Below are 10,947 nucleotides of genomic sequence, written 5' to 3'. Positions count from 1 at the left end.
CTTGAGCACGCGGTCCGAGGCGTCCACCTCGACGACGAGCCGCACCTCGCCCTGCGTGTAGCCGCCGGAGTGCGGCACCCCGCCCGCGCTGAACTGCGCCGAGCTGCGCGAGCTGCTCAAGGAACACGACCTGGCCAAGGAACCGCTGGCCTTCCAGCGCGCGGTCGCCAGGACCGCGCAGATCCCGTGGATGTCCGCGACCACGACCGACCTGGGCTGGAGCGAGAAGAAGCTCTCCCCGAGCACCCGGTTCATGCAGTGGTACGCGCGCAGGCTCTTCGAGGTCATCCCCGGCAACCGGCAGGTCTACCGGTCCTTCATCCGCGTCTCGCAGATGGTCGACCACCCGGCGGCCCTGTTCCGGCCCGCCGTCCTGTGGCCTGTCCTGACAAGGCGCGGTCTCAGCGGGTCGCGCCGTCGGGCCAGAGAACGGTGACCGGCACACCCCGCGACCGCGCATAGGCGACGACGTCGGCCGTCCCACCAGGCCCGCGACCGGGCTGCCCGTCCCACACGGCCAGCAGCGAGTCCGACTCGTCGACCATCCGCTTGCCCGCCTCCAGGTAGGCGACCGGATCAGGCGTGACGAACGGCAGCTGCACCACCTCGCCCGCCCGCGCCAGCAACCGGTCGTAGACGGGCCGGAACTCCTCCGGCAACGACTCGCGGTACTCGGCGGCCGGCAACACGGCCACCAACGAGCCTCCCGCGTCCAGCACTGCCTGCGCGAACACCGCGTCCGCCCCGTCCGCCAGGCACGACACCCCGACGAGGTCGTCGCGCTCGGCCACCGCGGCACGGATCATCCGATCGACCTCGGCCTCGAGCTCGGCGGAGAGACCGCGATGTCCGGTGATGGCGAGCTGCGTCATTCGTGCAGGATAGGCGGCTGAAGCGGAATCCGGCCGCTGGATCGGCGCTCCCGTGCCATCGCGAGCACCTCGACCACCCGCCGTCGCGTGGCGTCCGGCGAGACCACTTCGTCGACCGCACCGGCCACGTCGGCACCGGGCCAGGCGAACACCGCCGACGCTCCGAGCGGCCGGGAGTTCATCACGAAGTACGGCCCGCAGACCGCGCGCGGCACCACCGTCACCCGCGGTACCGAAGTGGAAGCCAAGGCGTGCAACAACTTCGCCGCGCGCCCGGCGACCCGCACCACGTCCGCGACCACGACCAGCGGCACCCGCGACGCGTCGCACATCCGCACGAACCGAGCAGCTTTGGCGGCACCAGCGCTGTCGAGGAGTCCGGTGGCCGCGACCACGCCGACGGTGTGCCCGCCCATCCGGCCGAGCGCGGTCACGACCTGGGGTGAGGTCCAGGCGCGCAGCTCGACCGGGCCCGCATCGGCAACGGCGCTGGAATCGAACAAGGCCGGCACCAGGTTCCGGCCGGCCACTGGCTGCTCCGGCACCGCCGAGTAACGCCCCCGGTTCCCCAGCAACGACACCACCAGCCGGGCGTTCTCCACCGCCAGCGCGTCGGACGAGCACACGACATCCGCGGCGAACCCGCCGGGCCCCGCGATCACCACGTCCGAAAGCGCAGGTCCACAACCGCCATCCGACGACCCCAGCACCACGCAGATCTGCGGCACCCGCCCGGCTGCCCGCACCATCGCGGCGAACACGTCCCCAGCGCCCTCCCACGCAGGACCGTCACACCGCCAGAGCCCCAGCACCGGGACACCCTCACGGGCAGCGGAGTCCACCGCCCAGACAATCCGCTCGCTTCCGCCAACACCGATGGACCCGCTGGTTGCGTAAGCGATCACGGGACGTCCGAGCACAGATCCTCGGGCGATCACCACACCGGCGCTGTCCACATCGGACAGCAACCGAAGAGTGCCGCGATCGCACAACGCCCGCAGGTCCATCTCACGCGGCCAGGCAGAGGTCCGAGGTCGCCAGGTGCGACCGCAGTGAGCGCAGAGCGGAGTGAACCCGGGACTTCACCGTGCCGACCGGAATGCCGAGCACCGCGGACACCTCGTCGGGACTGCGACCGTGCAGGTACATGTGCACGACGACCTCACGCCGGTTCGGCGTCAGCTTCGCCATCGCGTCGGCCAGCGTGATCGAGTCGACGACCCGCGAGATCTCGCACCGCGTGGTCGGCAGGTGCGCCAGGGCGGCGTCACCGGCCTCCTGCGGGCGGCGGTTGCGGTGCCGCACGCGGTCGATGACCAGGTTGCGCGCCACGGTCACCAGCCACGGTCTGGCCGCCTCTGGCCGATGTGCGAGACGCGGAGTTCGCCAGGCCCGAAGGAACGTCTCCTGCAGGAGGTCCTCCGCGAGGCCCGCGTCGCCGTTCGTGAGGGTGCGCAGGTACATGTGCACCGACCGGCCGTGCATGCGGTAGATGTCCGCGAGCACACGGCCGTCGAGTGTGTCGTCGAATGCCGCGGCGGAGTTGCTCAGAGCGCTCACGACGCTTACGGCGCTCACGGTGGTGGTCATCTCGCTCGCCTCGCAATCCGGGGGTGGTGGCACTCATGAACTGTGCTCCGTGCCACACCCGCCCGAATCGGTCGGCCGACCCAACCTGCCCGCGTAGTTGCGGAACCCCTGACCGGGACCGAAGTCCGGTCGCGGCTACGTCATCCGTCGCAGTCCCGGCGCGCCGCCAGCAAAGCGCTCACCAGCAGATCCGAACAGCCGTCCTTGGCGAGGAACATGTACGCGCCGGCCGCGATCGCACTGTCGGCACACGCGTTGTTCAGACTCATGGCCACGACCGGAATCCCGTGCTGCTCGGCGAAAACCCTGAGCAACGACAAGCCGTCCCGTTCCGTGGGCATCAGGACGTCCACGATGGCAACACCGGGTTCGGTCTCGGCAGCCAGCCGCACGGCGGACTCGGTGGTCCCGGCCTCGCCCACGACCTCGAACTCCGGATGCGCCACCAGAAAAGTCCGCATGGCACTGCGCACCCGCGCGTCGTCGTCGACGATCAGCACGCGGATGGGCCCTCGCCCGTCGGGATCCGTCAACGGGCCCTCCCACCACAACTACGGCATCACCGAGAAGTAGACGCCTCGGCGATGCCGTAGTTGGAGCGGCGAATGACGGCACTCAGCCGAGACGTTTGTCGCGGTTCTGTTGAGCAACAGCCAGGTAGTGAGTGTTCGTCATGACTCCGAGGATGTTCCCGAACGGATCGACCACCGAAGCGGTCACGAAGCCTTCACCCCGCACCCGCGGTTCGTCGTGCACCTTGGCCCCCAACGAGAACAACCTGTCCAGCGTCGCCTCAAGATCGTCGACTGCCCAGAACAGGATCGACCCGCCAGGACCCTCCGACGGCGTCACCTCGAACTGACGCTGCACCAGCCCGAGCTCGGCCTGGTAGTCCCCGATCCGGAACTCCGCGTACCCCAGCGTGCCGTCCGGCGCGTTCCGCGAGAAGTACGCGTCCACGCCCAGGAACTCGGCGTACCAGGCCCGCGCCTCGGCGACGTCGTCGGCGTAGTAGGTGACGGTCGACATGCCTCGCAACATCGGAAATCCCTCCAGAAATTCTTCGGGGTGTTGCGTTTGAGCTTCCGCCGTAAAGTGCTCATCCAGTGAGCACTTTTAGAAGGAACATGAAGCCATGCGCGCAGACCGTCTCGTGGCCACGCTGCTGCTGATGCAGGCCAGAGGCCGCGTCACCGCCTCTGAGCTGGCCAAGGAGTTCGAAGTGTCCACCGCAACCGCCCGCCGCGACCTGGAGGCGCTGTCCACCGCGGGCGTCCCCGTCTACGCCCAACCGGGCCGCGGCGGCGGCTGGTCGCTCGTCGGCGGCGCCCGCACCGACCTCAGCGGCCTCACCTCAGCCGAGGCCCAGGCGCTGTTCCTGATCGCCGGTCCGGCCGCGTCCGTCGCACCCCAGGTCAAATCCGCGCTGCGCAAGCTCGTCCGCGCCCTGCCCCAGACGTTCCGCGCCGAAGCCGAAGCCGCCGCGGCAGCCGTCGTGATCGACACCGCGGCCTGGGGTGACGACACGAAAGACCGCCCGGTGCTGGTGGAACTGCTGCAGAAAGCCGTCGTGGAGCAGGTCCAGGTCCGGCTGACCTACCAGAAACGGGGCGCAGCGCCGCAGGGCCGCACCGTCGACCCGTGGGGCCTCGTCGACAAGGACGGCATCTGGTACTTCATCGCCGGCACCGCGGACGGCCAGCGGACCTTCCGGCTGGACCGGATCAGCGGCGTCAACCTGACCGGCACCCCGTCGACCAGGCCGCCGGACTTCGTGCTCGCGAAGGCCTGGGACTCGGTCGTCACCGAGGTCGAACAACTCCGGTCCGAGACAAAAGCGGTCATGCGAATACCGGGCAGGTTCCTGAAGGTCTTCCAGCACATGCACGGCCGCCACTGCACAGTGCTCGAGGAGCGGGAAACCGAAACCCGGGTCGAACTGACCGCCCCCACCCCGCTCGACATCGCCCGCAACGTCGCCGGCTGGGGCGGCCTGATCACCGTCGAGTCACCGCGAGAAGTACAAGATCACCTGGCCCGCATCGGCGCCGAACTGGTCACCCGATACCCACCTGCTTCTCCAGCCGGTCCAGCCGGGACATGATCAGCTGCAGCACCTTCGCCGCATCCGGAACCGCCGCCTGCTGCTTCTGGACGTGCACGATCCCGGCCAGCGCGGTCTGCACGGCGCGCCGGGTGCCCTTGAGATCCGCACCGAGATCCCGCAGCACCGCCCCTGCCCTGCCGTCCGGTTCGGCGATCAGCCCGAGCAGCAGGTGCTCGCAGCCCACGTAGTTGTGCCCGAGCGCCATCGCCTCGACCACGGCGAGCTCCAGCGCGTTGACGGCGTCGGGAGCGAAACCCGACCCCTCACCAGGTGAGGACGGGAATCTCAACGTCCGCGGGTCGATGTCGATCGCGCGCAGCACGTCCAACGCCAGGTTGGCCCCCTCGTCGATCATCGCCTGCGCCAGCTCGGCCGTGGTGACCACGGGCGCCGACGACGCGAGCCGGAGCACGGTGCGCATCCGCTCGGTCAGCTGGGACAGCCGGTCACCGTCGAGATCGCCGACGGTGAGCCCGCGCACAGCCGTGAGCCGCTTGACCGACACCTCCAGAGCCCGCTGACAGATCGCCGAGACCGGAATGTTGAGGTCCTTCACCGTTTCCGCCAGATCATCGGGCAGGTACACGTTGATTTTCGGCATAACCCCATATCTACCCCCATGTGGGGTTACAGTCAATCCCGAACGCGGCAACCGTCACACTTGTGGGTGAGTAAAGGTGACGGGAGCGCGTTGGTGGAGGAGAAGAGCAGGCTCATCGGGAGCCGCTACCGGTTGACGGAGAAGGTCGGCCAGGGCGCCATGGGCGTCGTGTGGCAGGCCTATGACGAGCAGCTGCACCGGGTGGTGGCGGCCAAGGAGCTACTCGCTCTCGACGGCGTCGACGACGCCAAGATCGACCGCGCCAAGGCCAGAGCCATGCGCGAGGCCCGCCTCGCCGCCCGTCTCGAGCACCCCAACGCCATCCGCGTCTACGACGTCGTGGAGCACGACGGCCAGCCGTGGCTGATCATGGAGTACCTCCCCTCCCGCAGCCTCGCCGCCGTCATCGCCGAGCAGGGCACGCTGCCGCCGCGCGAGGTCGCCCGCATCGGCTGCTACACCGCCGCCGCTTTGGCCGCCGCGCACCGGCACGGCATCCAGCACCGCGACGTGAAGCCGGGCAACGTGCTGATCGGCGACCAGGAAGTCAAGATCACCGACTTCGGCATCTCCAAGGCGATCGACGACGGCACGGCGACCGTGACCGGCACGGTCGGCACGCCCGCGTTCTTCTCCCCCGAGGTCGCTCGCGGCGAGGACGCGGGTCTGGCGTCCGACGTCTTCTCGCTCGGTGCCACGCTCTACAACGCCGTCGAGGGCGGCCCGCCGTTCGGCACCGCGGACAACCACATCGCCATGCTGCACCGCGTCGCGAGCGGGTCGATCATGCCGCCCGCCAACGCCGGTCCGCTGCTCGCGCCGGTGCTGTTCCGGTTGCTGGCCACCGAACCCGAGCGCCGTCCGTCCATGCAGGAGGCAGTGCACCTGCTCGCCGCGGTGGTGAACGAGACGCCGCAGGTGTCGGAGGCGACCGTGGTCATCCCGGCCACCGTGGAGCTTCCCGTCGAGGCACTGCCCGAGGAGAAGGCGAAGCAGGAAGCCGAACCGGTGGCACCGCCCGTGCAGGCGGAACCCGAGCCGGAACCGCTGCCGGAGCCGGAACCGGAACCCGCGCCGCCACCCGTTGCGGTGAATCCCGTTGTGGCGCAACCAGAACCGACCCCGGTGCTCGCTCCGCCCGTTCCCCCGCAGCCGGAGCCCGAGCAGAAGCGGCGCAAGTTCCCGCTGGTCCCCATCGCGATCGTGCTCCTCGTGCTGGCCGTGGGTGTCGGCTCGTTCCTGCTGTGGCCCAAGTTCAACGACCGGAACAACGCCTCGAACAACCCACCGGCGTCCGGCACCTCCACCCCGGCGGCCACCAGCCAGTCCGAGACGCCGTCGCAGACCCAGCAGCAGACGACGACGGAGAACCCGCCGCAGACCAACTCCCAGACGAGCCCGCAGAACCCCCCGAACCAGACCCCGCAGCCGCCCGCCGGACCGAAGAACGCCCAGGAGGCGATCGCCGCCTACTACGCGTTGATCCCTGGCGACCTGCAGACCGGGTGGTCGCTGCTCACCGACGAGTTCAAGGCCAGTCGCAACAACCTGACCTTCGAGGGCTACCAGCAGTACTGGCGCCAGTACACCTCGGTGCAGCTGTCCGGCTTCGTGCCGCAGGGCGACAACACCGTGACCGTGACGCTGCAGTACATGCAGGGTGCGAACGTCGTCCAGACCGAGACGCAGACGTTCACGTTCGTCCAGCGGGACGGAAAGTGGATGATCAACAGCCAGGGCTGACGCGCCGGGGCATGATGGGATCATGACCCGACGCGCTCTCGTCACCGGAGCTTCCCGCGGCATCGGTGCCGCCATCGCCCACGCCCTCGCGGACACCGGCCACCAGGTCGCCGTGCACTACCGCAGCGGCGCGGAAGAAGCCGCCAAGACCGTGGAAAGCCTTGCGGGAACTGGACATGTGACCGTCCAGGGCGACGTCGGCGCGAACCAGGCCGAGCAGGTCGTCACCGAGACCGTGGAGAAGCTCGGCGGACTGGACGTCCTGGTGAACAACGCGGGCATCTACTTCCTGCACCCGATCGCCAAGACCAGCTTCGCGGACTGGCAGGACGCCTGGCGCCGCACCATCGAGCTGAACCTGTTGGGCCCAGCCGATCTCACCTGGCACGCGGTTCAGCACATGACCGCCGGCGCCCGGATCATCAACATCGGCTCGCGCGGCGCCTACCGCGGCGAGCCCGACGCGCCCGCGTACGGGGCCGCGAAGGCCGGGCTGCACGCGATGACCCAGTCGCTGGCGCAATCCCTTGCCCCGCAGGGCATCTCGGTGGCCGGGGTGGCACCGGGCTTCGTCCGCACCGACATGGTCACGGATCTGCTGAGCAGTCCGGAGGGCGACGCGATCCGCGCGCAGAGCCCGTTCGGCCGCGTCGCCGAACCCGACGAGGTCGCCTCGGCCGTCGCGTGGCTCGCCTCCGCGAAAGCGACCTGGGCGAGCGGCACGATCGTCGACGTCAACGGCGCCTCGCACCTGCGTTGATTCCCTTGGCAGCGACCGGAACTGGTTCCGGTCGCTAGTTGATCTTCCACACAACCGGTCTAGACCACTAACGTCGCGGTGGGCGCAAGACCGAAAGTGGAAGGCAACCCCTGCAATGCGTTCACCACGATCCCGCCTCGGTGCCGCCGGCCTCGCGCTGGTGGCCGCCGCGGCGACCATGACGGTCATCACGCCAGCCGCACAGGCCGCGTATCCCGCCGGGTTCAAGAGCGTCGGCTACATGCCGTCGTGGTCCGGTGCGGCCAGCGCGATCCAGTACAGCAAGCTGACGCACATCAACTACGCCTTCGTGCTGCCGAACGGGAACGGCACGCTCCAGGGCATCCCCGACACCGGCAAGCTCCAGCAGATCGTCAGCCTCGGTCACCAGAACGGGGTCAAGGTCTCGCTGGCGGTCGGTGGCTGGAACGACGGCAACGACTCGGCGTTCGAACAGATGGCGGGCAACTCCGGCTCGCGCACGACGTTCGTCAACTCGCTGATCAACGTCGTCAACCAGTACAACCTCGACGGCATCGACATCGACTGGGAGTACCCGGACCCCGGCACGTCCGGGAACAACTACACCGCGATGATGCAGCAGCTCAGCACCGCGCTGCACCAGCGCGGCAAGATCCTGACGGCGGCGGTCGTCAGTGAGGGCGGCACCGCCAACGGGGTGCAGCCGGCCGTGTTCAACGCGGTCGACTGGCTGAACATCATGGCGTACGACGGTGGCAGCCCGCACGCGAACTACGACTGGTCGATCAACAGCGTCAACTTCTGGAAGGGCCGCGGGCTTCCCGCCTCCAAGGCCGTTCTGGGCGTGCCGTTCTACAGCCGGCCGACCTACATCGCCTACAAGGACCTGGTCGCCCAGGACCCGGCCAACGCCAACCGCGACTGCTACAACGGCAACTGCTACAACGGCATCCCCACGATCAAGCGCAAGACGACGTGGGCGGTGTCGAACGCGGGCGGCATCATGAACTGGGAGCTGTCCCAGGACACGACCGGCAGCACCAGCCTGCTCAACGCCATCTGGGAGGCCGCGTCCGGCGGCAACCCGAACCCGCCCACCGGCGGCACCATCACCGGTTTCGGCGGCAAGTGCGTCGACGTGGCGGGTGCGAACTCGGCCAACGGCACCGCGGTTCAGCTGTGGACCTGCAACGGCACCGCGGCGCAGTCGTGGTCCCGTGAAGGCAACACGGTTCGCGCACTCGGCAAGTGCCTCGACGCCACCGGTACCGCCAACGGCGCTGTCACCCAGCTCTGGGACTGCAGCGGCGCGGGCAACCAGCAGTGGACCGCCGAGGCGAACGGCCAGCTGCGCAACGTGGCGTCAGGAAGATGCCTCGACGCCACCGGCCCCAGTTCCGCCGACGGCACCAGGCTTCAGCTCTGGGACTGCGCCGGAACCGCCAACCAGCAGTGGCACTTCAACTGATCTTCCGGCTGGCTTGAGGAACTTCAGGCCGATCACGCAGGCGATGATCCCGGTGAGGAACACGATCTTCCACACGGAGACCGGCTCCTCACCGGTGATCATCGCCCACGCGACCGTCAGAGCCGCGCCGGTGCCGACCCACACGGCGTACGCGGTGCCAACGGGGATTCGTTTCATGCCTGCGGAAAGCCCGGCCATGCTCAGGGTCGCAGCCGTGATGAAGATCAGATAGTTGCCGTTCGACAGCGCCGTTGCCCACACGGCTTCGAGCACGGCGCTGACCAGCAGGATCGCCCAGTACATCTAGCTCACCGCCTTCAGGCCCGCGACGCAGCCGATCAACGCCGCCAGCAGCAGCGCCTTGGCGAGGCCGAGCTTCTCCTCCTTGCGCAGCACCGCGACGAGCACCGTGAGCACGGCTCCGACGCCGACCCACACCGCGTACGCCGTGCCGACCGGGATCGCGCGCATGGCGTACGCGAGGCCGGCCACGCTCGCCGTCATCGAGATCGCGAACACCACCCCGGGCCACGGTCTCCGGAAACCCCGTGACGCGGAGAGCGCCGTGGCCCAGACGGCCTCCAGCACCCCCGACAGGATCAGCACCGACCAGTACATTGGTACGACCGTACCAGAACGCGGGCCGTACGATCTGTGACGTGGCACCCAGCCTGGAGAACCTGCTGGTCGTGGGCGTGGCGTCGAGCGCGCTGTTCGACCTGACCGCATCTGACGCCGTGTTCGCTGCCGAGGGTGAGCAGGCCTATCGGGCCCACCAGGAAGCGCACCTCGACGAGCCGTTCGGGCCAGGTGTCGCGTTCCCGTTCATCCGGCGGCTGCTGCGGCTCAACTCGCTGGGGCCGCTGGTCGAGGTGATCGTGCTGTCGCGCAACTCCCCCGACACCGGGCTGCGGATTCTGCGATCGGCTCAGCACCATTCGTTGCCGATCACCCGCGCGATCTTCACCGAGGGACGGGCGCCGCACGAGTTCATGCCGGCTTTGAACATGTCCTTGTTCTTGTCCGCCAACGAGGCTGACGTGCGGCGGGCGACGGCTGCCGGGTTGCCTGCCGGGCAGGTGCTGAAGTCTTCCTTTCGCGACGACGACGATCCGGCGTTGCGGATCGCGTTCGACTTCGACGGGGTGCTGGCCGACGACGCGTCCGAGCGGATCTATCAGTCCGGTGGGCTCGACCAGTTCCAGCAGCACGAGGCTCTGAACGTGGTCACACCGCTGGATCCCGGGCCGTTGCGGGACTTCCTCGCCGGGATCAACCGGATTCAGCGAGTGGCACGCGATCAGGTGCGGGTCTCGGTGGTCACGGCCCGGTCGGCGCCGGCCCACGAGCGGGCGATCAACAGCCTCAAGGCGTGGGGGCTGACGGTGAACGACGCGTTCTTCCTGGGAGGGCTGAGGAAAGCGCCGATTCTGGACGTGCTGAGGCCGCACATCTTCTTCGACGACCAGCGTGGCCACCTGATCCAGACCGTGCCGTGCGTGCACATCCCGTTCGGCGTCACGAACGCGGAAGGTCAATCTGCTGGATGAGTTCAGCTCGGAGATCGTCGTGCTCGGGGCCGAGCGACGTTTTCGGGTCGGACCAGCATTCGACCGGGTACAGCCGCACCGGGCGGCCGACGATCTCCGGTGGCTCGCAGTCGCAGCGCGGCCAGGAACTCCGTCCACCGGCGCCTGGGCAGGTCGGTCAGCCGCTCCACGTTCGGCGTGTCCACCAGCAGCACGCCGCAGCCCGGCAGGAACTGCACGTCGCCGATGTTCGCGAAGCCCGCGTCCAGGTACCGCGGCACGGTGGGGTTCACAC

The 10,947-nt window shown here is 68.8% G+C and carries 14 protein-coding genes and 1 pseudogene; 5 read left to right on the top strand and 10 right to left on the bottom strand.

Annotation, left to right across the window (positions count from 1 at the left end; translation table 11 throughout):
- The 6 genes from ABZX92_RS31900 to ABZX92_RS31875 all read right to left on the bottom strand — a co-directional run.
- Nucleotides 1-288, bottom strand: a 288-nt coding sequence (locus ABZX92_RS31900; protein WP_355567514.1) for a hypothetical protein, incomplete at its 3' end; no start/stop codon positions are given.
- 113 nt (nucleotides 289-401) lie between these two features.
- The gene (locus tag ABZX92_RS31895; protein ID WP_355567511.1) at nucleotides 402-872 is read right to left on the bottom strand and encodes a hypothetical protein; all 471 of its coding nucleotides are present in this window, start codon (nucleotides 870-872) and stop codon (nucleotides 402-404) included.
- Nucleotides 869-1,879 (bottom strand): carboxyl transferase domain-containing protein, encoded by a 1,011-nt coding sequence (locus ABZX92_RS31890; RefSeq protein ID WP_355567508.1) that lies wholly within the window; start codon nucleotides 1,877-1,879, stop codon nucleotides 869-871. Before ABZX92_RS31890 ends, ABZX92_RS31895 begins: the two co-directional genes overlap by 4 nt.
- Nucleotide 1,880: 1 nt before the next feature.
- Nucleotides 1,881-2,432, bottom strand: a complete 552-nt coding sequence (locus ABZX92_RS31885) for a sigma-70 family RNA polymerase sigma factor (RefSeq protein ID WP_355567506.1) — start codon at nucleotides 2,430-2,432, stop codon at nucleotides 1,881-1,883.
- Nucleotides 2,433-2,602: 170 nt separating this feature from the next.
- Nucleotides 2,603-2,995 carry a response regulator transcription factor gene (locus tag ABZX92_RS31880; protein ID WP_355567505.1) on the bottom strand — a complete coding sequence of 131 codons (393 nt, stop codon included), beginning with the start codon at nucleotides 2,993-2,995 and terminating at the stop codon, nucleotides 2,603-2,605.
- 82 nt (nucleotides 2,996-3,077) lie between these two features.
- Nucleotides 3,078-3,491: a VOC family protein gene (locus tag ABZX92_RS31875; protein ID WP_355567502.1), complete on the bottom strand. Its 414-nt coding sequence runs from the start codon at nucleotides 3,489-3,491 to the stop codon at nucleotides 3,078-3,080.
- 106 nt (nucleotides 3,492-3,597) lie between these two features.
- Here ABZX92_RS31875 and ABZX92_RS31870 point away from each other — a divergent pair, with 106 nt between their 5' ends.
- A complete protein-coding gene (locus ABZX92_RS31870) occupies nucleotides 3,598-4,566 on the top strand; it encodes a WYL domain-containing protein (RefSeq protein WP_355567500.1) in 969 nt (322 codons plus the stop codon).
- Here the strand turns inward: ABZX92_RS31870 and ABZX92_RS31865 are convergent.
- A pseudogene (locus ABZX92_RS31865) lies at nucleotides 4,520-4,798 on the bottom strand (Clp protease N-terminal domain-containing protein); the annotation flags it as partial. The gene ABZX92_RS31870 and the pseudogene ABZX92_RS31865 overlap by 47 nt on opposite strands.
- 438 nt (nucleotides 4,799-5,236) lie before the next feature.
- On the opposite strand from ABZX92_RS31865, the gene ABZX92_RS31860 reads away from it, so the two are divergent.
- The 3 genes from ABZX92_RS31860 to ABZX92_RS31850 all read left to right on the top strand — a co-directional run bounded on the left by ABZX92_RS31860 (nucleotide 5,237) and on the right by ABZX92_RS31850 (nucleotide 9,123).
- The gene (locus ABZX92_RS31860; RefSeq protein WP_355567497.1) at nucleotides 5,237-6,913 is read left to right on the top strand and encodes a serine/threonine-protein kinase; all 1,677 of its coding nucleotides are present in this window, start codon (nucleotides 5,237-5,239) and stop codon (nucleotides 6,911-6,913) included.
- Between the two features lie 22 nt (nucleotides 6,914-6,935).
- Nucleotides 6,936-7,673 (top strand): SDR family oxidoreductase, encoded by a 738-nt coding sequence (locus ABZX92_RS31855; RefSeq protein ID WP_355567495.1) that lies wholly within the window; start codon nucleotides 6,936-6,938, stop codon nucleotides 7,671-7,673.
- Between the two features lie 115 nt (nucleotides 7,674-7,788).
- Nucleotides 7,789-9,123 (top strand): glycosyl hydrolase family 18 protein, encoded by a 1,335-nt coding sequence (locus tag ABZX92_RS31850; RefSeq protein ID WP_355567492.1) that lies wholly within the window; start codon nucleotides 7,789-7,791, stop codon nucleotides 9,121-9,123.
- Here the strand turns inward: ABZX92_RS31850 and ABZX92_RS31845 are convergent.
- Complete coding sequence (locus ABZX92_RS31845; RefSeq protein WP_355567490.1) at nucleotides 9,019-9,426, bottom strand: SMR family transporter; 408 nt, start codon at nucleotides 9,424-9,426, stop codon at nucleotides 9,019-9,021. The genes ABZX92_RS31850 and ABZX92_RS31845 overlap by 105 nt on opposite strands.
- Nucleotides 9,427-9,741: a multidrug efflux SMR transporter gene (locus ABZX92_RS31840; RefSeq protein ID WP_355567487.1), complete on the bottom strand. Its 315-nt coding sequence runs from the start codon at nucleotides 9,739-9,741 to the stop codon at nucleotides 9,427-9,429.
- 41 nt (nucleotides 9,742-9,782) lie between these two features.
- Between ABZX92_RS31840 and ABZX92_RS31835 the strand changes: the two genes are divergently transcribed.
- Nucleotides 9,783-10,673 carry a 5'-nucleotidase gene (locus ABZX92_RS31835; protein ID WP_355567484.1) on the top strand — a complete coding sequence of 297 codons (891 nt, stop codon included), beginning with the start codon at nucleotides 9,783-9,785 and terminating at the stop codon, nucleotides 10,671-10,673.
- A gap of 2 nt (nucleotides 10,674-10,675) precedes the next feature.
- Here ABZX92_RS31835 and ABZX92_RS31830 read toward each other — a convergent pair whose 3' ends face one another.
- Nucleotides 10,676-10,945, bottom strand: coding sequence for a hypothetical protein (locus ABZX92_RS31830; RefSeq protein WP_355567482.1), 270 nt, complete (start codon nucleotides 10,943-10,945; stop codon nucleotides 10,676-10,678).
- Nucleotides 10,946-10,947: the final 2 nt, after the last annotated feature.

This window comes from Lentzea sp. NPDC006480 (assembly GCF_040611995.1).
Taxonomy (GTDB): Bacteria; Actinomycetota; Actinomycetes; order Mycobacteriales; family Pseudonocardiaceae; genus Lentzea.
The sequence above is the reverse complement of the archived record's forward strand: the minus strand, read 5'-3'. Positions and strand labels throughout refer to the sequence as shown.